The organism is Methanoculleus thermophilus (assembly GCF_001571405.1).
Classification (GTDB): domain Archaea; phylum Halobacteriota; class Methanomicrobia; order Methanomicrobiales; family Methanoculleaceae; genus Methanoculleus; species Methanoculleus thermophilus.
In genome coordinates this window covers 1-22845 of record NZ_BCNX01000007.1, presented here as the reverse complement: position 1 = coordinate 22845, position 22845 = coordinate 1, and the positions used below count along the sequence as shown (strand labels likewise).

At 48.4% G+C, this 22845-nt stretch carries 14 protein-coding genes and 1 pseudogene; 7 read left to right on the top strand and 8 right to left on the bottom strand.

The features are described from left to right. Positions 1-204: 204 nt before the first annotated feature. Together MCUTH_RS05950 and MCUTH_RS05945 are read right to left on the bottom strand one after the other, a co-directional pair. Entirely contained in the window at positions 205-1452 is a 1248-nt protein-coding gene (locus tag MCUTH_RS05950) for a polysaccharide deacetylase family protein (RefSeq protein ID WP_191092832.1), read from the bottom strand. Between the two features lie 890 nt (positions 1453-2342). Beyond that, positions 2343-3446: a GNAT family N-acetyltransferase gene (locus MCUTH_RS05945; protein ID WP_066957060.1), complete on the bottom strand. Its 1104-nt coding sequence runs from the start codon at positions 3444-3446 to the stop codon at positions 2343-2345. A 389-nt stretch (positions 3447-3835) separates the two neighbouring features. Between MCUTH_RS05945 and MCUTH_RS05940 the strand changes: the two genes are divergently transcribed. Then, entirely contained in the window at positions 3836-4372 is a 537-nt protein-coding gene (locus tag MCUTH_RS05940) for a hypothetical protein (RefSeq protein ID WP_150468739.1), read from the top strand. A 118-nt stretch (positions 4373-4490) separates the two neighbouring features. Here the strand turns inward: MCUTH_RS05940 and MCUTH_RS05935 are convergent, their stop codons facing one another. Further along, entirely contained in the window at positions 4491-5489 is a 999-nt protein-coding gene (locus MCUTH_RS05935) for a GNAT family N-acetyltransferase (RefSeq protein ID WP_066957054.1), read from the bottom strand. 558 nt (positions 5490-6047) lie between these two features. Between MCUTH_RS05935 and MCUTH_RS05930 the strand changes: the two genes are divergently transcribed. Then, positions 6048-7973: a hypothetical protein gene (locus tag MCUTH_RS05930; protein ID WP_066957051.1), complete on the top strand. Its 1926-nt coding sequence runs from the start codon at positions 6048-6050 to the stop codon at positions 7971-7973. Between the two features lie 992 nt (positions 7974-8965). Beyond that, positions 8966-9637 (top strand): glycosyltransferase family 4 protein, encoded by a 672-nt coding sequence (locus MCUTH_RS11725; protein ID WP_161937580.1) that lies wholly within the window; start codon positions 8966-8968, stop codon positions 9635-9637. Between the two features lie 96 nt (positions 9638-9733). Here the strand turns inward: MCUTH_RS11725 and MCUTH_RS05920 are convergent, their stop codons facing one another. Further along, positions 9734-10462 (bottom strand): class I SAM-dependent methyltransferase, encoded by a 729-nt coding sequence (locus MCUTH_RS05920; RefSeq protein WP_066957045.1) that lies wholly within the window; start codon positions 10460-10462, stop codon positions 9734-9736. Positions 10463-11028: 566 nt separating this feature from the next. Beyond that, positions 11029-12183, bottom strand: coding sequence for an N-acetyl sugar amidotransferase (locus MCUTH_RS05915; protein ID WP_083524798.1), 1155 nt, complete (start codon positions 12181-12183; stop codon positions 11029-11031). A 740-nt stretch (positions 12184-12923) separates the two neighbouring features. Here MCUTH_RS05915 and MCUTH_RS11570 point away from each other — a divergent pair. The 4 genes from MCUTH_RS11570 (at position 12924) to MCUTH_RS05895 (ending at position 17698) form a co-directional block, all read left to right on the top strand. Beyond that, a complete protein-coding gene (locus tag MCUTH_RS11570) occupies positions 12924-13448 on the top strand; it encodes a hypothetical protein (RefSeq protein WP_150468740.1) in 525 nt (174 codons plus the stop codon). 7 nt (positions 13449-13455) lie between these two features. Continuing rightward, positions 13456-14607, top strand: a complete 1152-nt coding sequence (locus MCUTH_RS05905; protein ID WP_066957035.1) for a glycosyltransferase family 4 protein — start codon at positions 13456-13458, stop codon at positions 14605-14607. An 872-nt stretch (positions 14608-15479) separates the two neighbouring features. Then, on the top strand, positions 15480-16229 hold the full coding sequence (locus MCUTH_RS05900; protein ID WP_161937578.1) for a polysaccharide deacetylase family protein: 750 nt from the start codon (positions 15480-15482) through the stop codon (positions 16227-16229). 233 nt (positions 16230-16462) lie between these two features. Next, positions 16463-17698: a glycosyltransferase family 4 protein gene (locus tag MCUTH_RS05895; protein ID WP_150468741.1), complete on the top strand. Its 1236-nt coding sequence runs from the start codon at positions 16463-16465 to the stop codon at positions 17696-17698. Between the two features lie 122 nt (positions 17699-17820). Here the strand turns inward: MCUTH_RS05895 and MCUTH_RS05890 are convergent, their stop codons facing one another. The 3 genes and pseudogenes from MCUTH_RS05890 to MCUTH_RS11945 all read right to left on the bottom strand — a co-directional run. Beyond that, positions 17821-19461 carry a carbohydrate-binding protein gene (locus MCUTH_RS05890; protein WP_161937577.1) on the bottom strand — a complete coding sequence of 547 codons (1641 nt, stop codon included), beginning with the start codon at positions 19459-19461 and terminating at the stop codon, positions 17821-17823. A 285-nt stretch (positions 19462-19746) separates the two neighbouring features. Further along, complete coding sequence (locus MCUTH_RS05885; RefSeq protein WP_083524796.1) at positions 19747-22269, bottom strand: carbohydrate-binding protein; 2523 nt, start codon at positions 22267-22269, stop codon at positions 19747-19749. Positions 22270-22679: 410 nt separating this feature from the next. After that, positions 22680-22845: pseudogene (locus tag MCUTH_RS11945) on the bottom strand (IS5/IS1182 family transposase); the annotation flags it as partial.

Here is a 22845-nt window from a genome sequence, read left to right as displayed (position 1 = left end):
CTTCTGATAAAAAATCTCTTCTCCTTGTGGTTTCATCCCTTCAACTAGTTAAATGGTCTTAACATAGGATCGAGGTGACTCCTGTGGAAAGATGTTTTGGAGATGCAACGGATGGCATGATTTGCGAATCGACCGAATGGTTTCCCGGGTATGTGCCCGCTCTTTAGCAGCCTCCTGAAGTTGTAGGCTGAAGTCTGTGGTTGCCTACCTTTTCTGCCCTTTTGCTGCAGATCCCTTGTTTTGCAACAATCTCGTGAAAATGGTTGGGGTGTGTTCTCTCTCACAAACGCGTTGTTTGGACAGAACCGTCAGGTCTCCCTCGATGATGGGGCTGACTGGTAAACTGGCTGAAATGTCATCGGGTGAAAGGTACGCAAAGGGTGGCGGAGATCGGTGTCGTTGAATTTCGTGAGGCGATCTCATGCCGCCCTTCTGCCACCAGGTTTCAATTTCTTTGCAGTTTGTCATCCAAGCACCTCTCTCACGACCATACTTCAGGATCTTGCTGTAGAATCGAAGCGGCGCACCGGTCATGTACGTGTTATGCCAGAGGATGGTGATTACACCGTTATGCTTTTCGACTGTCTCAAGAAGGCCTTTTGTCAGGGTCCAAGCCTGCTCCATGTTTAATCGCATGTAGGAGAACAATGTCTGATCCATTATTGTGAGCGGGATTTCTAGAATCTCCATCCTCCGGTTGGTGTTTAAGTTGAACGGATGGAACGGGTGGCACATCCCGTTCCGAAACCCAACGCAGTCCGGATAGCCGAGGGTGGTATCATAGCGAAACCCCGCTCGCTCTAGCAGTTCCCAGGTGTCCGGGACCCTGAACTTGAGAAAATGATTTCGATATCCGTATACTGTCCGATTCAGGACTTTTTCCAGGTGCCGCTTCTCCCTCTGTAGTCGTTCAGAGTCGCGGTAAGCCTCGCCCCCTCCATGCAGGCCGATCTCCCACCCCCTATCTTGGAGCATACACATCTCCCGCTCCAGATCCTCGATCGCGTATGTGTAGTCCTCATCTCCCTTTTCAAGGGCCAGGAAATAGAAACTGGAGCATGCCCCATAGGACTCTTCGAGATCGACGATCTCGCTGAAATTCCACTCCGGACGCTTCTTCGAGCATAGTTGTGGAACGATGCAGCCGGCCTGAGCAAAGTCCCTGTGTTTCAGCGCACATACGATCTCGTACACCTTGGAATGGAGGGGCCTGTACACCGTGTCTATATCGTGAGTCAGGCAGATTGCAAAAGGTTGGTCATCTGGATATTCGCAGTAATAGCCATTTTCCATCAGCATTTCTGATGCCCGAGGCACAAATATGTCCCGATGGCGGCTCCTGTAGTATGGGAACCGGTCATAGCAATCACGACTGCACCCATCGTACTCTTCCTTTCTGGTAAATAACTCCCAGATCTCATTATCCTGCCTGAACAGGTCTATTCTCTGCAACCAGCTCCCCCTCCGCATACTTGCGGCAGTATGTATTATGCTTTTTCCTCCACTCCGTCTCTGTCTTGGAAAAAGACAAAGTATTTTTACATCATGTCCTGGGTCCAACCATTAATCTCGGTTTCCGGTAAGTGCAACCCAAAACTGCTATGAAGCCTCATATGGTTGTAGATTCATCTTCTGATGAAGATGCCTCCAGCTTTACCCTTCATCTCGCGTTGAAACTCTGGTTGAGTGTTGGAGGTCGGGCTCACAGAGATACATGATAGTGGTATATCTCCTGCCCACCATTATTCGGGCGCAGTGCCCGAAGACTGCTTTTCACCTGGGAAAAAAGGGTTTTGTCATCCTGCCATGAGCAAATACAACCTCGTGCGACAAAGTACAACAACATTTTTAATACCCTGGCACCGGGCTTCGTGGCAACATGCCAACGCGAGGAGTTTGGGTCTGTGGCCTATCGAAAACGAGAGTTCAGCAACGTTCAACCATCCTGAGATCCCGGGAACACCCGGAGCGGGGAAGGCCATGTCGGTTGATCCAATCCTATATATAGAAGAATAATCGGACGGTTCTTCAGATGGATCGAGGTGCCTAAGGAAAATGCTCCTCACTATGAGCGCTATGAGCACTCATTTTTCGGTTTGACTCACCAGATCTGTGCCTTATGATCTGGAGGGTTAACAAGGTTACCTTGATTTTAGACCGGGCGCTTCCACCGTCAGATCGTTCTTCCGATCAAGAATTGAGGATGTTCGCTCTTTCTCATCGATAGATGCACCCGTCGGCCTCTGTTGGGATCCGCACGAGTGCTTGGTGATGATATGAGTTTTGACCCTACTCGGTGGTACTCTGGATGACTCTGTTCGCAAACAGGTGCCCATACAGTCCTATGGTCCGGGTCGGCGGCCAATATGCCTGGGGTGTTCAATGCATCTTTTATCGAGCACGCTGGCTTCTAATTGTCTTACCGGTGTTCCTGTATCTAGGGGCATACTGTTTCTTCTGACGCGCAGTTTTCTTATCCGGTAGAGTAATGAGGTTGTTTTAGTGAATAGAACAATTTGTGAATATATTGGTTTATACTCCGCTCCAAAATCTGCCTTTATCTGGAAACGGGGATTTTTAGGATCCAATTTTTGCCGGCCAAAAGAGATCTTCTCATATCCGTTGTCCCATGCCCAGTTAAGTCCTTCCCAGAAGAGATAATAGGTGGGGTGATATGTATTAGGCAGGTTTCTATTCAATGATAGATACTGAAAATATGCAGTCTTGCTGGCTGGATGCATGAAGGTAAGTAACCCCCCGGCGTAAGTATCCCCTTTTGATAGTAATGTCACGCGCATCTCGTCGGATGAGAACACTTCTGGAAGTTTTTGAAAGAAAGTGAGCGGCAAAACGTCTGCATTTATGCGTATCAAGTTTTCGGCGTAGTATCGATGAAATATCTTCATATCCTCCGGTTCATGAGTTTCATGGATTTTAAATCCCTTTTCATCGAATCTGCGAATGAATTTTCTCTGTCCTTTTTTGGCTGAGAAGTTTTCCCAGATGGTCTCTGGCGGTTTCTGTTGCAAGTTCAATACCATATTCCCCACAATCTCATAGGGATAATGGTCGTATCCTATATAGTCCAGAAATTCCTGTCTGTTCGTATTCAGGAAAAAAAAGGAATACTTTGATGCGAACTGGGTAAGTACCTCGTGCAGATCACGGGGATCGAAATTATTATCCAGTAAGATACTGTTGAACTCCGAATGAGGGAGGGTGTCTAGCCCCTTTAGGTACGTTAATGTGCATTTTTTTGAAGGTACGATGCCGACTATCTTCTGCCCACTTGAAATGATCCAGTATTTTGGATCGATATGGAGTACATTTTCCAGTATTTTTTTCCATTTTATGCTGTGGAAAAATGTCCCCTCTGGACATTGGTTGTTAAACTCGTCCCAGGCCTCTGCAGTTTCTTCTGACAGTTCCTGTATCGAATAGCCCATTGATGGGCCACTATTCTTCCAGATACCAAAAAACTTTCTATGATACATCGTGCAGGTATCAGTAAGGGAATGATCGCCTTTGTGAGGGTTTTATGATCATAAAATGGTAAAGTTCAGCCCCTGCTCCTGCACGGCAGATGGCTGCTCTATTGGGGAACAGATTCGCGGTTGGATGATTGGATATTCAACACAACGGGTCCGTGACAGAGGATTTATATATTATTACTGCACTAGCCCCTGTCAAGTCAGGGTTCATGCCGGACATATTGCTCGATAGAATGTGAAAGTGTGGGATTGAATCTCGCACTTTAGACTGGCCAAAGAGATCCAAAAGTTAGTTTTTAGTATGGGGGGGAAATGTGAACAACCAAGTAAAGTCCTGTACCTTCATGGCTCAGGAGGTCTGTGAATTCACACGGCCATCATACAAATTTCGCATGCAGAGGGTGTGGGAGGATTCTATCAAGGCTTCGTTGGTATCTATTGTCAAACAGATTCCATATGTCGTTCCGCTGTGGAGGCAGGTTCAGCTTATAATATCACCTGCAAGTAACGACGCTAGCGATACAAAATTATCAACAATTGTTAAAAAGGACGTTATGCCTGTGGAGGAGAATCTTGATCTGCAGCCAGGTGAATTTGTTCAGGTCCGGTCTCTAGAAGAAATCCTTTCCACGCTTGATGAAAACGGGAAGTACAAGGGCTTGCTTTTCATGCCCGAAATGGAGGAATTTTGTGGAAAAAAATACCGCGTGTTTAAAAAGGTGCGCTCGATCACTCTTGAATTTAATGGTGAAGTAAGGATATTACGGAGTCCTACGGTTTTTCTGGAAGGGGTCTACTGCGATGGGAAAAGGCACCATGCGTGCGACAGGTCTTGCCTCCTTTTCTGGAGGGAAGCTTGGCTGAAACGAGTCGAGCCATGACCACTTCATTCTTCGTACTGAATGGTTAAAGTTGTAATATTCGGATTGGTTTCCTTTTTTTCGTTTGGTGACCGGTCAAGTGTAGCGTCCGTGTCGCGGACCCGACTGGAAATATTTATCATGAGAGTATCGATTTTAATCCCTTTAATATCCTATACTTTATTCTCTGCAGTTCTACGCCATAGTATGGGACGAGATCGGGATTGTAACTTGCTATGAAAGTACTCAGGTGCGCGGTGTTTCCTGCCATCAGATTGATCGATGTATAATCGCGATCTCTGATGTCGTTGAAAATTTCCCAGAGCAGAAGCGAAACGGCCCCCGAACCCAGATGTTCTTTCAAAGATGCAGCAGACCAACGATAAATATTCTTTGTATCTTTAAGTATTATTTCTGCGGCGGCAATTTCCTCTGAAGAGGTCTTGGCGATCCACATCTCACCTATGTTCTTATCCCTGATCATGTTCAGCATGCTCACAAGATGCTCTTTAGAGAAAGGAGGGGGAGATTTATGCTTTCTGAAGGTATCAGTGGTTAATTCCCAATACAACTCGGGATCGAAATGCTGCATTACATCTATGCCAAGTTTTTGGGCTTTACGAATACTTCTCCGTGCATTCTTTGATATCTTGTCGAAGAGATTCTCGTTGATAGGAAGTATATATGTGTAATACACTTTTGAATTCCACCCATTTTGGGTGAATGGCCGAATATCTTGCAATCCGGGAGAATTTATCAGGTTTACGTAGTCAAATCTCTGCTGAGTGAGATATTCCTGAATGGCTGCGATGACTTTATTGTTCTGCAATTCCAGCTCTCTTCGCTTTGTACTTTCTATACTGCCAACCACCACGCCGCCATAGGGTGTTAGCATTGCTATTGAAGAAGTTACTTTAAGCCATTTATACTGCTTTGGCTGGAGAAGGGAACAGCCCCCGATCAGTTCTTCGTCTTCATAGCAGCCGAGTATAATTGGATTCTGATTCAGAGATGCAGCAGTCCTGAGTAACCAGTCACTCGTATGGAAAACGGTTCCCTGAACTGAATCGGCGACTAACGCGTCCCACGCAGATAATTCACCGTCGTCCAGCCTTCTCACTTCTATTTTCCCGTTCATGATCTCTCATCCGTTGAAAGATGTAAATCCTGGTGCCCTGAAAATATCTCACTGGCTTTTTGACTAATTGATATCCAGCATTCTTCTGTTCCATAATGACAGGGGAACGCCCTAATTTCAATACATCTTCTGGCATAAGTCCCGGTATCATTTCATGAATTGGTTCTCCTGTCCTATTCACATATTTAAAATGTTTCTTCTGGACAAGTCTTTCCCGGCAATGCCTCACCTGTGGGACGATCATCTAGACGGGATGGGCGTCAGTAAGGGGATTGTTCCTATTGTTACCCAGAATCCTTCTTTGCGTGGATAACGCTCATCAAAGCAACTCAAGGTATTGCCTGCGGCAACTCAAACCGTCTGCAACCAAAGAAGGGCGAGCCTGTCCAAGCTGATCCCCATATCCGAAGGGGATCTTCATACCAGCGGGGATGCCCAGAAGGTTATATATCAGAGTACCTCTCTTAACGAGCCTATAGGCTCCATCCATAAGATGCGATTCATTACATCCGAATGCCTAAGGAATGTCTCCATTCAAAGAAAGGAACGGAAACTCTGATGAAGATCCGGTTGTTTGAGAATTTGGCCAACATTTTCCCGTACTTGCTAATACTTGCCTATATCGCAGGTTGCATATTCTGTCTTCTGATCGACAGAATTGGTTATCTGATCAACGGTTCGATCATGGCAGTGCCAGCAATTCTGGGATCTTTCATGTTTATTCTCATGAAAAAGAAGGATCTCGACTTTTCAAATAAAACTGAAGTATATTTCTCCAATCCCTCAACGTCGGTGATGTTGTTCTCGCTCTTTTACGTATTCACCATCCTGGCCTTTCTGATGACTCCGGCCGGATCAAACTGGGGTCTTCTGACGATACTTATCCTATATGCCATCATTTTCATCCAGATCTTATCCCGGAGACTGGTGCCTGCAGTGGTGCTCCTTGAGATCATGCTTAGCCTTACAGCCACGATCTACAACTATACCCTTCGGCCGGCCTTGTACTTCGGGTGGACAGATATTCTGCCCCACACCTACATGTCCACTGTCACCTATCTCTCTGGGCATGTCATCCCGGGAGAACTTGGGAATTACACTTACTTCCCTCTGTACCACGTGTTTGTGGCCATTTCGTCGCATATCCTCGGGCTGGATATTCAGACTTCGCTCTTTATCATCACGGGTCTGGTTTTCTCCTCAACGGTATTATTCCTGTATTACCTGGTCAACGTCATATTCCACGACGAGCAGATCTCGCTCATTATCGCTCTTATGTACGCTATGAACGCCGACGTCATATATTACGGCACATATATGGTGACAAGGACCATGGCCTATGTTGGATTTCTCATCCTTCTCTACCTCCTCTATTCTCTGACGACCTCCGAAGCAGATGCACGATACTCCACCGTCAAGCCCACGGCCAGGAAAGTTCTTGTTGTGATTACAGTTTTTTTCATGCTTTTGGTCCACCAGATATCTACGCCAATGATTATCGTCCTGCTTGGCCTCCTCTTTGTCTTTGAGTTGTATACTCACAATAAAATTCACGTAACTCCAGCCTTCCTGATGGTGCCTATTTCTCTATGCGCCTCCTACTGGCTCTTTATAGCCTACTCTTTCCTGGGAGAGTTGGCCCCACGCACCGATCTCTCACTGTATCAGAATATCGCCTTCACCGATGCGTTACACCATCTGGGCCTGAGTTTTCTGATGAACAATATCGATACAATACTAATCGTATTCTTCGCTTTGGCGGGGGCGATCTACCTCATATGGAAGCAACAGCCGAGATACTCGGTTGTGCTTGGTGTATTGGGGTTCTTAGCAATCCTCCTGAATGTTCCCAACATCCTTAGCACTGTCTTCCAACTGGTAGAGATCCTCAGGATAGACCGATATGCGCTCCTATTCCTGCCATTCCTTGCCGTTGCTATGGGTTTCGGGCTATCTATTTTCAGCCGCTATCTAACTGCCGGGAGGATACCGATAAGGGTGGTTGGGATTCTGCTGATCGCTCTGGTCGTCCTCTACGGCATTGGTTCTCTTGGGCTTATCAAGGTTGAGTCTGATGAACTGAGTTATACACGGGATTCTTTCAATCAGGATGAGGTGGTTGGATTTGATCATGTACTGAAGACAGTGCCGAGTGGGTCGTCCCTGTACTCAGATCACTATACGTCCCGATTCTTCGAACGGGGAAAATTCGATCAATCTGAACGCCTGGGGCTGCCTTACTACATCAGCTACTGGATGAACAACGATCTGAAGACGCCAGAAGAAAGCGGGTATATTATTCTCCTAGAGAATCAGTTCCAGCATGGTGGCCTTGTCTTCGGGAAGGGTAATGAACTAGATCCGGAGAATATTCAGCCTTATCTCCCGACAGAAGAGAATGTGCAAAAGATTGCGAGGAAATTGTCTGTGGAGGATAAAATTTACTCAAACGTTGGGGTCGACCTATATTACTTCTCGAACTGATGGATTCTGCGGGAACGCCCCTGCTGCTCTTCCGTACAGCATCGCTTCGAAGTGCTTGCCGGGCCTGGTTAAGGTATCATATCCACAACTGATTGTTGCAGTGATCGAGATCACGTGAACTGTCCCGTGCTATTGTCCGGCTCTTCCTGGTTATCATCTCCGCCTCGGGAACGGATCCACATAGGGCGGATGAAAGCCGGCTATAACCGAATCTCATCAATAATAGTGATCTTTTCGAGCACACGCTCCATATATTCTGAGGTAGTTTTCGTACCAGCAGGCCGCCAAAAAATTTATATTGGCGCTCTCCCCCTCAAGGTGTGGGGTTGATCACCATGTCAGGCATAGAGTTCGTCGATCCAGTGCCTCTCCAGAAATCCACAGAACACCTGGCTGTTCCAGAGCCTTTGAAGCGTTATTATGATACCCTGTAAAAAGCCAGAGTTATGCTTCTTCAGGTCATTGAGTTTCAGAGGCCGAGGGTGTAAGATACATGAAAGCCGCCGTGCTTCATTCCGATCTAATTAATCTGATGGAGTTCCTCTAAAATGGATGATACCGATCTTTGTGGTATTTCAGTGGTCTCTTTTCCCATTGGCACAGCCTTCAGTGTTCCGATATCGAATCTATCTAGAATATTATCTGCTACCAATGAAACACATGTTATCATCGGTGCATTCGGTCAAATTCATTTTCAAGAATCAAACGATTTGGTGCGCATACACTCCATTCCTTATCAACCTGGATCATCGATGATCATGCGAATTCTAAAATATGCTGTATTGGAACTAAAGGTTAGTTCTAAATTATTTTCATTGAGGAAAAAGTTTCAGAGCGTCATCTTCTTTAATGAGTTCCCTCCCCTCTTACCCATGATCACCGCGAAGATCTTTAACAATAAAGTCTACTGGTTATTGCCATCCAAAAATTCGCTCTCGCCAAATAGTATCTTATGCAGCCTAATTGCGGTCCCTTCGAAGGTCTGTTATAACTTGTGCACCAGTATCATACTGTACTCTACAAGCCTTATTTCATTCTGGAATCTTGAACCCTACCGTCAGAAGATTCGCATCGCCCACGAGCACTTCCTTAATCTCGAGACCTTCACCGTCACCACCCCTCTGGCCGCCCGCCCGCCTCTCATTGGTTACATTGGTCGGTTGAGCTGGGAGAAAGGTGTCCAGCACTTGGCCCGGGCCCTCCCTGCCATCCTCAATGACCGGCAGGATCTCCGTGTGCTCATCGGCGGGGATGGGGCGCTGAAAGAGACGATCGCCGCCTTCCTGCAGGAAGAGGGGCTTACCATCCGCGTCGACCTCCCGGGCTGGATCTCCCACGATGACCTTCCAAAATACTTCAACCAACTCCGGCTCCTTGTCCTTCCTTCTTACACCGAAGGGCTCCCGAACATCGTACTCGAGGCCATGGCCTGCGGGACCCCGGTGCTCGCAGCGAAGGTCGGGGCAATACCGGATATCATAACCGATGGCAAGACTGGATTTATCATGGAGAACAACTCGCCGGAGTGCATCGCGGAGAATGTCATCCGGGCGCTGAACACCCCCAATTTGGAAGAGATCTCAGAAAACGGGCGGAAGTTTGTAGAGGAGAATTTTACGTTTGAGTCGGCAGTTGCCCGGTGGAACGGGGTGCTTAAGGTCTAATAATCTCAAATCTATGAGTTCTTCTTAGAGGGTGTGGTTCCAGCGGACAGGGGAGTTCGCCTGACATATACGACCTATCCCCGTTATCATCTCGGGTTAGTTCCCTGCCTGGGACTTTACCGCACGCACGGTGATAAGGACCTGGTAATCAGGGTCCTGGTACCTGAAATACTCGGGTTTGAGTTCTTCAACAGCAAGGCCATGTAACAGGGCAGTCGCGATAAGAACATTCCCATATGCTCTTACCTGAACGTTTTTTTCTGTGAATTCTTTCTCGAAGAGCTGTTGCGCCGACTGGGTAGTAAAACGCCAGAATTCGCCCCATCTGTCCATATCGTAGCGAGAGATCTGGCTTATCCCGGGCATCGTTGCCAGGAGCACACCACCCGGCTTCAGGATGCGATGAAGATGGCTTATTGCTGAGGGGAGATCATAGATGAATTGAAGGGTCTGGGTCAGGATAATGCAGTCAAAGGTGTTGGAGGGAATATTATCCGCCCGTGTAATGTCAGCCACTATCGTGGCAGATGGAGTCCCTTTGACGTGAAGGATATCGGACTGCTCGACCTTATTGCCGCCGAAATTTCTTGTATATGTATTATCTCCGATTTCCAATACTCGGCCGTAAATATCATTTTTGTGCTGCGAAAGAAAGTCTTCAATATAATATCGATCAATTGGCTGCCCTCGGTCGTTGCCAAAGGAGGTGCTGATGGGGTGAAGACTATCCAATCTCCCTAGATCGATCGTGCTGAGGAACTTCCTCTCTATTCTCACGAAAACCTCCTTCATTTGCTGTGGTATGGATGGGAGAATAGATGCCATCAGGGCGAATGTTGCCGTTGGTATTTATAAATCTAACTCCCTCCATGCTTCACCACTCATCGATGCTTTGAAAGTGGTCTTTTTGGTTCGCTTGGCAAGAACAGTCGTTTCTACTGAAAGTACGTTAGAGCGATACATTTCATTATAGTCAATTGCAAATATCGGTGCCACTGCGAAGAGCAAAGATTTCTTTGGTCAACTTGAAGAGATCTTTGCTCCGGGTGGATCGGGTGGAGATCTTCCCAATGCTCTAGAAAAAGGTAAGAATTTACGGGGAATGGTCTTTTTAATCTCCTGAGTTTGCAGATGGTTGCAATGTGAGGTGATGGAGGAAAGACGATTCATTTCCGAAACAGTCTCCTGGTATTGAGAATCCTTCTTGGGAAGAACTGGAGTATGGCCTTGTAGTTCTTGATGCCGACGGTGTAATTGCCGTCCTTGGACTCGTCCGATGGTCGGTTCGCGGTCGCCTTGCATGATGCTTCTGAGAGGTAGATGGGGCTCAGTAACTACCTGGAGATAGCACTAGTTTCCAGAGTACTATGTACCCCATTCAAGTCTTCATTTCATAGAATGGGGATGACCGCATGATTTTGAGTACTGGATCGACTTCTCCGGACGGTTCTTGCCACCGAACCCAAGAGGTTCCATAACCATTCCTCTGACCCATACGCCTGATGGGGAACTTCAGGAGCATTCATGTATTGATTGAAACTATCTTCAGAAAACCCGAGTTTCTTCATCACGAAAATGCGATCCTGTTCCTCCAGTTCAGGATCCGGATAAGGGGAACCTTCTAGCAATTGCAGTGCCTCATCGCGCGTCATTTGTCCACTTACAATGAGGTTGGAAAGGTGTAGCCGCCGTTTATCGTATCCAAACTTGCGCGGAAGGATATACCCCTGATAAAATCTGGTGAATACCGATTCATAGTGTTTATATGGGTAGGGCTTATATCCGAACTTTTTGCGTAACAACTCCAGTGCTTCAGACTTATTATATGGGAAATAATCGAGGAACGAGACTGCTTTGATCTTATGTATGAGCCTATACCGCAAATAATCCATGGTCGAAAAGAGAGGGTGTGTTTTTATTGGAACACTGCCAAAACGCTTGTGGATCTGCCGGATATTGTAGGCGTCATATTTATAGTGATTCCAACCCGGAGGCATACTCATGCCTTCTGTTGCTATGTTAGTTCCGAGCAGAATATATTTGACTCCATATTTTGCCGCTTGCTGATAATTCAGGGCCGTCATGGCATTATCCATCAGCAGCTCGATATCGACGACGCTCGCCTTGAAAAAAGATCGTTGTAAATCTCGGTTTTCTTCCCAATCAATCACATGCGTGTGGAGATCTACACCTAACTTATCGATCATATTTGCGATATTCTGGGAAGCTTCATCTGAGTTCCAGCCGTTATCAAGGTGTACCGCTAATGGGTGCAGCCCATGCGTTACTGCGAGGTACAGTGCATATGAACTGTCCACACCGCCAGATACTCCCACAATGCAATCGTATTCCTTACCCTTCCCGGCGGCCTTAATCCTGGAGATGAGTTCATCGCAATGAGACTGGGAGTCTGCAGTTCTCGCCTTGAAATCCTCCATCTCTCTCAGAAACGCTGTACAATAGTTGCATCTGCCCTCCTCATCGAATACTATATCCTTTGCTGTGACATCCATTACGCAACGGGTACACACTTGATAACTGGGCATGCTTCATAACCTCACAGCAGTTGTCGCATGTGGATGCTAACAGTCATTTAAAAATATTTCGCAAATCCTCCTGCCCATAGACAACTTATCATGACCGCCCGATGTTAACTAACGTGGGCAAACATACGACCCGCTGCTACTTGGAGACGCACCTGCAACACTAGCCTCCTGGGGGTTTCCCCACCAAACCGGGATCTGCATCTCCTATTGAAGAAGGGACTCGGGCAGGCCCTACCCGAGTCCCAATATTCCCTGAAGCACGATCTCTGTTTCTCGGTACTCACGTTCGAGAGGCATTTCCGCTTGTCGCCAATTACCGGGAGATGATATCACTTCCCTTTTAAGTGGATAATTCAAAAAATTGTTCCTAAAGCGGTCGCCACGGGAGGATAACTACTAGAATTGTTATCATAGTAAAGTTCGTGAGTCCCTGAGATCATCCCTTTTATGCGGGGGGGCACCGATTATTCGTTCGCTGGGGTTTTTTCTTGTGAAATTACCGCGTTAGCACCCCCAGCCGGTCGAGAAGGCTCTCCCCCAGCCTTGAGCAGGCCGATGAAAAATATATATATTATAATAACCCACCGGCCCCCTGGCTTAGGTAGTAGTGTTCCATCCACCTTCCGGTCATCCCGATCCGGAAGAGGGCCGCCTGTTTCATCCCGGCAGGCAGTGATGTGGCTGGATGAGGGCCTGTGTATGGACGTGATTCTGTGGTGTCTGGGTGGATACCTTTCTATGTGGAGAGCGTAGTTCGGCTAGGGCGGATTGCGGTTGACGACCGGGTCCAGGTAGCCGGGGGTGTGGGAAATCCTCCTCACCACACGGTCTCCAGAGTGGTTGAGGTATTCTCAACTCGGGCTTGCGTTTCTCCCTATCCTGGGAGAGTTCCTGATAGGGAACCAGTTGTATTTCCTCCCGTCACCTATACGACTGAAGAGGCAGTCCGTTTCGCTAAGGGTCCAACAACCTACGCCCCAAGTTGGTTGCCACCGCAGCAGGCCCCTGCAGTCAGCACCCTCGTTGCCATGCCCGTCTATGACAAAGAGGCTTACATTGCAGAGATCATTGCCGATGCGCAGAAGCACATTGCTGCTGCCCTCGCTGTTGACGACGTGACAACAGATTTCTGCGTCTTATCAAGGAGGGTCATTGAGCCTACGATAATAAGTGGAATGCTCGAGGACCATGGGAATGCTATCGATGATAACAGAGTCCATTCTGAATTCATTCATACTGCTGACGAAATAGAGTTAGAGGGGTAGAGGTGTAATGAAAATTGCATTTCTCGATGTCTATAATCCAATTCCAATTAACAGTGGCGGAGACTGGTACCGATTCCACCTTCTGAATGATATGGGGCAAAGGCATGAAGTAACGGAATATTTCATGTACGAAGAAGATGGGAAAACGGGTTTTCTCCCCCCACGTATACCATTCAGTACTAGGCACATCCCTTCTATTCTACCCTGGGGAAAATTTACGAAAACTCTAGAGATTTACAAACCGGAATACCTGGTTCATCGGGAAGTCTTTAAGGATATCCCTGCCGACATCGTTTTCACCACTATTTACAGTTATCACTTTGGAAGAATGATTTCGAAGAATCGAAAGGTTCCTCTAGTGCTGGTGATGCATAATATCGAGTGGCAATACCTGAAGGGAAACAAATCTCTCCTATATATCCCTATGAAAATATACGAGCACTATGCGATGGCACACGCAGATGCAATCATCGCTCTTTCGCCAAGGGACTGTGAGTATGTCAGGAGTAATTTCCCTAAGCAAAAGGTATTCTACATCCCACTTGGAGTGGATACTACAAAGTATCAAAGCAACGGATCTAAATATGATTTCGGTGGCGATAAATTCAATCTTCTTTTCTATGGGGCTCTGGATAGGGAACAGAATGTTGAAGGTTTAAGATTTATTATATCTTCATTGATACCGGCGTTGAAACAATCTGGATTGATGCCAAAAATTCGAATGAACATTTTCGGATCGGGAAAACCACCAAAAGAGATCGATCTTAAGGGAAACCCCGATATAAACTATTTAGGTTATGTGGATAATGTGGAGAAATATATCCGGGGTGCGGATGCGATCCTTGTACCATTAAAGAATTCTGGTGGTGTAAAAGTCCGAATACTCGAATCTCTTGCGTGTGGTAAGCCGGTTATCGCTTCTCCAGAGGCAAAAGCCGGATTGCCTGAGGATATTAGTATGTGTGTTCATACAGCCTCCTCAACAAGCGAGTTCGTTCATAAAATCAATCAAATACTGACAAATGAATGCCCTGTGGAGGTAGACCTCGATTTCTCCAAAGGATACTTATCAGAGACCTCTACATCAGATATTATTGATTATTTCGAGGAGATTAAGAGGTCATCCCATAACTCTTCTAATCATAATGGCACAGTCTAAGTGCATCAATCCAGGTGCACCAATCCGAAAGGTGGATTGAATGATATGTTTACAGGCGTGCCTCGCCTAAATGCACCAGCCCCTTCCATCGATATAGTGTTATGAGCTTGACGAAGGTCTGCTATTCTATCCTCCATGCCGTTCTCACTCAAGCAACTTTCATCACCTCCATTCTTGGGTCGTCTCCCGGCTCATGCGTCGAAAGAAACCAAACCACAACACATTTCCGGAGAGATGCCTCCAGAGCAAAACGCTCCTGATGTTTCCCGGGAAGGAAAGAAAAAAATATAATGGTGCCAGATCATGGTGTTCTTCATGCCTCTGCCCGCACTTCATCGGTTGCGCATCCACTGTATAGCAAAGGGCTCCCGAAACATCATGCTTGAAGCAATGGCTTTTATATTTAGTGGCTCGTAGGGATTACGAACCCGTTTACAGCAAGAAGGTGGTGAGGTTATGGGTAACCTATCTCTACGGAGGGTAGATGGTGTATCTCGTTTACCGATGGAGCATGGATGCTTGAAGGCGACCTACTTTGAAGGGTATCTCACCAGAAAGACCTCTTCAAAATTGCTGGTGTTTAATAGAATAATGTCTACTTTTACCCAGATCTCAGACGAAAACGGGATTTTTTTTAATCGGGCGTGTGGTGAAGCATGATCAGAGATCGTTTATCCCAATATTATCAGGCAATGTTAAAAAAATCTCTGAGTTTTGTGAGACGGAACGCCAGTATCGAACGCTTCATATACTTTTGTATCAGGCACTCTGGATTACCTTTTATCTTCAGAGAGGTATTTCAGAAGAATAAGGTTAGTATATTACTCTTTCATGCAATCGAACCCAAGACCGCCGAAGTGGTATTTGAATATTTGGTAAGGAACTACAACATCATAAGCCTGAATGAATTTATTGACATATATAAGAAAAAGGAGACTTTCCCTAAAAAATCGCTTGTAATTACTTTTGACGACGGGCACAGGAGCAACTATGACCTGCTCCCGCTCTTTAAAAAGTATAACATTCCGGTAACCATATTTCTATGTTCCGGGATCATAAATACAAACAGACACTTTTGGTTCGAAGAGGCGTTATATCAGGAGATGCACCTCCCACTTACTGTAGAGGAGTTGAAAAAAGTACCAAATGGTGAAAGACTCCGAATTTTGAGAGAGATTGAATTTGGACAGGAGAAAGAATACACAAATCCTCATGCCCTATCTAAAAATCACATTAACGAAATGTTGCCTTATGTAAACTTCCAATCCCATACCTTATTTCATCCCTGCTTAACGCAGTGTGACGATAGAGAAGCACGTGATGAAATATTTATTTCAAAGGCCGTTCTTGAAGATGAATTCGGCTTACCCATAAATTCAATAGCATATCCGAATGGCGATTATTCTGATAGAGATATTCAATTGTGCATGGCTGCGGGATATGAGTTCGGCTTTACTACCGATCCCGGTTTTAACACCTGCCATACCAATCCATTCAAACTGAAAAGATTCTATGTCAATGAGAAGAGCAATGACCTAAATGAACTCATAGTTGACGTGAGCGGTGTTACAGGCTTTATCAGTAGAGTGGTCAACTATCCCGCCCTGAAGGGTAGGGCTTAGACCTGCATCAGGACACGCCACGATAGGCGGGTTGACAAGTTTTGCGTGAGTCACCCCCGAGTACGCGAGAATGAGGCTTCTTTGAGTACTACAACCGCCTGACTGTCTGTTCAATCATGACTGGGGAATGCCGGCGAAAATCCGCGGTTTAGATATTGGAATAAGGCATGACGAATCGGTACTCAATGCAAGTTCCATATCCGATCGATTTATTTATCTTGCATTAATCACAGGTGGATGAATGTCTGGTGAATTTGGTGAAAGTAAAATATTTTATATTTAATACCCATCATCCCAATGATGGCGTAAATAAGAAATTGCTGGGCCAGGTCTCGGAATTGAATCGATTAGACCTGGATGTTGAGATGGTGCTCGTCTGTATTGGAGATGCTTACTATCCTTCCTACGATCACCTTACAATATACAGGGTGGACAGGGTCTGGACTGGAAATATTTTTGGCTGGATCAAGCTTTTCCACGAGATAAACAAGATATTTGGTAAGACTATAGAATCGCTGGGTTCTGATGATATACTGTATTATCGGTATGATGGTCCATTCCCCATATATCCCCCAAAGAGCCACCGAAGAGGGTTTAGGGCATGCAAGGTTGTGATAGAGCATCAAGCAAAAGAACTGGAAGAGTTCAGACTATATAATAATCCCCTTATGTATTGGTTAGAATACCTTCTTGGAAAATCATTAAGACGCCAATCAGATGCCATAATCGGCGTCACTGATGAGATCACCCGGTATGAGATCGCCTATGCCGAAGATCCGACAAAACCCCATCTCACGATAGGGAATGGGTTTGCAGTTCAATCAGTCCCTGTGAGGCATGCTCCAGACTACGACGGCGACAGCCTCCACATACTCTGCGTCGCCAATGTCAGCCGCTGGCACGGGCTCGACCGGCTTATCAGGGGTATCAGCACGCATAATGGAATGCCGAAAGTAATACTCCACATTGCCGGGGACGGAACTGAACTATCCTATCTCCAGAAACTGGCCGGCGACCTTGGCATCAGCGATCGGGTAGTCTTCCACGGTTTCATCACAGGAAAAGCCCTCGACGCCCTCTTTGACCAGTGCCATATCGCAGTGGGGAGCCTTGGGATTCACAGGAAGGGGCTGACACAGACTTCTGAATTGAAAGGGCGGGAGTATTGTGCCCGGGGGATTCCTTATATTATTGCATGCGGCGATCCCGACTTCCCCGCAGATTTCCCATATATCCTTCATCTCCCCGCCGATGAGAGTCCCGTCGATATCGAGCAGATTCTCGCATTCGCGAGAGAGATCGGCGCCGATCCAGACCACCCGCAGAAGATGCACCGCTACGCTGAGGAGCACCTTGATTGGTCGGTGAAGATGCGCAAACTCAAAGGTTTCCTGGAGACGCTGGTCGGGAAGGGTACAGATAACGGCATCCAAAAGCCTGCCCCGCCTCTTCTGCCGCAAAAGGGCTGAAGGATTCTGGTGGCACGCGATATCAGGTGCAGGTAATAGTTTCTGGATCGTGGGTCACGAAGCCCCGGCGAGAGGGAAAATATGGTCACAGAGTTATGGAGTTCTCTTACCCATCTTCCCAATCATAAGTCCCAGGATACGTAATGTATCGGACCCGACGTTGAGAGTGTTTTATTTTCCCCGATCAGGCTGTACGTCATGGAAATATTTCCTTTTCCATTCATTTGCCAAACTGGCGCATGACTGGTGTAGTAGAACCAGTTATGGTCGATATAGGCTCCGACACGGGGTACACCGCGGATGACTATCGGGGGTGCAACCACAGGCTCTGTGCCGAGGAACGTGTTGTGGTGGATCTTGATGAGATCTCCCGCAATCTTCCCGGAGCCTGAGGGGTCGGGTTTGCCGTGCATGTCGAAATTCTGGGAAGTGGCGTGGGGACCGTTTATGTTATATCTCGCTTCGTACCCGCTTCCGGCAGACCCGTCTCCGGCGATCGAGTGCCGGGTGTAGTCGAAGTAGTTCGCCTCAATCAGGCAGACGGATCCGAGATAAGTGACGACACCGTAGCCAAAGCCCGATCCCTGGCAATGGTGGATATTATTGTGATGGACATATCCGCCGTCTTTCATATCCGTTGCAGATCCTGTGCCCCAGAAGACAATCGCGGCTCCACCCCAACCAGAGATCTCACAATTGTCTATCTCGGCCAACTGATGTTCAACCCGGATCCCGCTGCGCCACTCTGACACTCTCGCCCCTGTGTCCGGTCCATCTATACGCAGACCGGTAAATCTCACTCCAGAGCCTTTGGTAATGAATAACGGCCGGAGATCCGGCGCCTTTGGGTCGCTGAAAAGCCTTTTCTGATAGATCCGTCCTCCTGCCGCTCCATCCTCGCCCCGGTTGCTCGCGATGGTCACGCCGGCCGGCACTCCAACGTTGAAGTAGCCGCTCATGTCGATGTTCGCGTTACCTTCGACGTAAATAACATCTCCGGACCGTGCGTTCTTGAGGGCTGAAAGCAGTTCATCCCGCGTATCGACAATGAACTTCACACGTGGGTCATTCGGGCTGATGATCTCTGTATACCCTTCACCGCCACCGATGGGGTTTCCGGTCGGATTTGCATCCGCTCCGTATTCCCCACTGGGCGTCGACGTCGGTGCTGCCAGCGCAAACTCGACATACGCCAGATCTGCAAATCCGGTGTCCATGGTGATCTTCACCGTGTGCTTCCCGGCGGTGAGCGGGATCTGCACTGAGGTGGGGGCAAACGCATGCCAGTCGCCGGTGTTGGGCGCATAGACTGTAGCGACCTTTTTCCCGTCCACCAGAACCGAGAAGGACTTCTTATCTTCCGTGGTGCTGGTGTAGAACGTGGCAGCATAGGTGCCGGATTTGGCTACCTGCACTTCGGAGAACTGGATCCACTCTCCGGCATAGGTGTGGGAGACGACCGGGACGTCGGCACCGCTCCGCGTGCCGACGTCCACATCGACATTGTCCGTGCGGTATGCGTAACCGCCCAGGTTGCCCGCTTCGGTGTCGTGGTACGCAACACCTTCGCCTCCGAAGTCAAAGTCAACGAAGTTGATCCGACCGGGGATGGAGTGCGCCTTGTAAGGTTTCTGGACCTCAGAAGGTTCTTCCAGAGATGTTGGTATTCCTCCCCAGCTCCGCACCGATGGCACAGGGTGGTCGGTAAGCACAATCGAGGTCGCCAGCACTGCGCAAAGTAGGATGAGAGCAATGGAAATCATCTCACCTGGGCGCATTAAATCTCACTTTCTGATTCCTAGAACTGTAATAAACCTTTTGCTCGAAGGTGTTCTGTTGAACATAGGCATGCTTCAGTGCGTTGGGAGGGTTAATCCATGGAGCACTGAGACAGGGTGGGAAGAGCTCCTGCGTACGCTGGGGGAGGAGTGCTGTGCTTCTCTCTGCCGTCATGCCTCGAAAATTACATCTGAGATGGGAAGGAATCTCTTTTTAATAAAAAAGGGCAAGTTTTGGAGGGTTATACGGGTTTTTCTTACCCGTCCTACCTACTCATTCCAGGTAACGTAACGTATCGGGCCAGATGTGGAGAGTTTCTTATCTTTCCCGATCACGTTATCCGTTATGTAGATGCCTCCTTTTGAGTCGACCTGCCAAACTGGCGCATAACTGGTGTAGTAGAACCAGTTGTGGTCGATGTACGCTCCGACACGGGGTACGCCGCGGATGACGACCGGGGGTGCAACCGCAGGCTCTGTGCCGAGGAACGTGTTGTGGTGGATCTTGATGAGATCTCCCGCAATCTTCCCGGAGCCTGAGGAGTTGGGCTTGCCGTGCATGTCGAAGTTCTGATAGGTGGCATTGGGGCCGTTTATGTTATATCTCGCTTCGTACCCGCTTCCGGCAGACCCGTCTCCGGCGATCGAGTGTCGGGTGTAGTCGAAGTAGTTCGCCTCAATCAGGCAGACGGATCCGAGATAGGTGACGACACCGTAGCCAAAGCCCGATCCCTGGCAATGGTGGATATAATTGTGGTGGACATATCCGCCGTCTTTCATATCCTTTGCAGATCCTGTGCCCCAGAAGACAATCGCGGCTCCACCCCAGCCGGTGATCTCACAGTTGTCGATCTCGGCCATCGGGTGTTCAATACGGATCCCAGCGCGCCACTCCGAGACGCTCACTCCGGTGTCCGGTCCATCTATGCGCAGACCGGTAAATCTCACTCCAGAGCCTTTGGTAATGAATATTGGCCGAAGGTCCGGAGATTTTGAGTCGCTGGACAGCCGCTTCTGGTAGATCCGCCCTCCTGCTGCTCCGTCCTCGCCCCGGTTGCTCGCGATGGTCACGCCGGCCGGCACTCCAACGTTGAAGTAGCCGCTCATGTCGATGTTCGCGTTACCTTCGACGTAGATAACATCTCCGGACCGTGCGTTCTTGAGGGCCGAGAGCAGTTCATCCCGCGTATCGACGATGTACTTCACACGCGGGTCGTTTCGGCTGATGATCTCTGTATACCCTTCACCGCCGCCGATGGGGTTTCCGGTCGGGTTTGCATCCGCTCCGTAGACCTTGTCGCTGGGGGTTGGTGTTGGCGTCTGGGTCGGCTTTGGTGTCGGCGTCAGGGTTGGCTTAGGTGTCGCCGTTGCGGTAGGCGTCGGCGTCACGGTCGGTGTGGCTGTGGGCGTGGGTGTGGGTGCTTCAGTCGCAAACTCGACATACGCAAGGTCAGTATACCCGGTGTCCATGGTGACCCGCACCGTGTGCTTTCCAGCGGTGAGTGGGATCTGGACGGTGGTGGGTGCAAACGTATACCAGTCGCCGGTGTTGGGCGCATTGACCGTGGCGACCTTCTTTCCGTCCACCAGCACCGAGAAGGACATCTTATCTTCCGTGGTGCTGGTGTAGAAGGTGGCTGCATAGGTGCCGGACTTGGCTACCTGCACATCGGAGAACTGGATCCACTCTCCAGCATAGGTGTGGGCAACGACCGGGACATCAAGACCGTTCCGCCTGCCAGTATCCACGTCGGCACTGTCAGTGCGGTAGGTGTAGCCGCCCTGGTTGCCTGCTTCGGTGTCGTGGTACGCAACACCTTCGCCTCCGAAGTCAAAGTCAACGAAGTTGATCCGACCGGGGATGGAGTGCGCCTTGTAGGGCTTTACCCCATCGGATGGGGTTTGTGTTGGCGTGGGCGTCAGGGTTGGCTTTGGTGTCGCCGTTGCAGTGGGCGTCGGCGTCACGGTCGGTGTGGCCGTGGGCGTGGGCGTAGGTGCATTGGTTGCGAACTCGACGTAGGCCATGTCGGCCCACCCGGTCTCCATGGCAACCTGTATCGTGTGCACTCCTGCGGTGAGCGGGATCTTCACCGTGGTGGGGGCAAACGTGTACCAGCTGCCGGTGTTGGGGACCGTGACTGTGGAGACTTCTTTTCCATCGACCAGTACCTTAAAGGACATCTGGTCCTGTGTGGTGCTGGTGTAGAACGTCGCAGAATACGTTCCGGACTCAGCTACCTGTACCCCGGAGAACTGGAGCCACTCTCCAGCGTACGTGTGTGAGACGACCGGTGTGTTGACACCGTCTCTCTTACCGATATCGACATCGGCATTGTCAGTGCGGTAGGTGTAGCCGCCCTGGTTGCCTGCTTCGGTGTCGTGGTACGCAACACCTTCGCCTCCGAAGTCAAAGTCGACGAAGTTGATCCGACCGGGGATGGAGTGCGCCTTGTAGGGCTTTGCCCCGTCGGATGGGTCTTCTATGTCAGCCCCAGGGTTTGATACCCTGATCTTAGCCGGGCTGTTCAGGGTATAGGTTCCGGCCTGCAGGACAACTGTCCCATTGCTAATAGCCTTCACTGCGGCCTGTATGACGTTGCTGTCATCAATTCCCGCAGTTCCGCTGCTGATTAACTGGCCGTTGCTGTCTTCTGCAAGGATCTTTGTGCCGTTGATGTATACAACGGCATCATATGATCCCTGGGAGACTTCCTGGTTCTGGGCTGCCAGTGCTGGTGCAACAAAAGCTACCATCATGGATAGTGTCAGTACCAGAATTTGAGTCTTCTTCATGCATCATCTCCTTGGAATCCCCTCTGGAGACTGCATCTGTCTCCAGAAGGCTCGTAGAGGGTCTCCCCTCAGTATTACATTCGCAACTTCTCGTATTTATGCTCTTCCATGAATGGATATCAGATTATATCATTTATAATCTAATTATGATCAAAAATATCGTTGTTTTTACATTATTTCCTTATTACTATTATTGGACACTTTTGAGAAAAATATATATTATGCTTCGGCTCTGATCACTTTCTTGTGACATTACTGCCGATATATTAGAAAATCGATGCCACAGATGTCTGACTTCAGCCATCTGGCCGCCGAGATGGGTTCAACAATGAGGTGGGACGATATCGGCGGGCATTTTTTTCATGAAGCGTGCACCTGAAAGTCGCAGCATCGATATGGGATGTGGGGTTTCACTCTCCTGGGGAGCGCGACAATGTTAACGGAAAAACGGCTCTGTTGAATTCCTTCCAGACAACGACAATCACGACTGTTTGTACTGCCTTCGTTAGGTTATGGAGGATCACTTTGATCTTGATCTCTTTGACCTGGTACCAGTATTTTCGTGCCTTTAGTTCC

Excerpts from the sequence above, each read along its gene's own strand:
- MCUTH_RS05940 (WP_150468739.1), top strand. The coding sequence starts at position 3,836 with ATGGCTCAGGAGGTCTGTGAATTCACACGGCCATCATACAAATTTCGC.
- MCUTH_RS05890 (WP_161937577.1), bottom strand. The coding sequence starts at position 19,461 with ATGATTTCCATTGCTCTCATCCTACTTTGCGCAGTGCTGGCGACCTCG.
- MCUTH_RS05915 (WP_083524798.1), bottom strand. The coding sequence starts at position 12,183 with ATGCCCAGTTATCAAGTGTGTACCCGTTGCGTAATGGATGTCACAGCA.
- MCUTH_RS05945 (WP_066957060.1), bottom strand. The coding sequence starts at position 3,446 with ATGGGCTATTCGATACAGGAACTGTCAGAAGAAACTGCAGAGGCCTGG.
- MCUTH_RS05885 (WP_083524796.1), bottom strand. The coding sequence starts at position 22,269 with ATGAAGAAGACTCAAATTCTGGTACTGACACTATCCATGATGGTAGCT.
- MCUTH_RS05930 (WP_066957051.1), top strand. The coding sequence starts at position 6,048 with ATGAAGATCCGGTTGTTTGAGAATTTGGCCAACATTTTCCCGTACTTG.
- MCUTH_RS05905 (WP_066957035.1), top strand. The coding sequence starts at position 13,456 with ATGAAAATTGCATTTCTCGATGTCTATAATCCAATTCCAATTAACAGT.
- MCUTH_RS05935 (WP_066957054.1), bottom strand. The coding sequence starts at position 5,489 with ATGAACGGGAAAATAGAAGTGAGAAGGCTGGACGACGGTGAATTATCT.
- MCUTH_RS05920 (WP_066957045.1), bottom strand. The coding sequence starts at position 10,462 with ATGGCATCTATTCTCCCATCCATACCACAGCAAATGAAGGAGGTTTTC.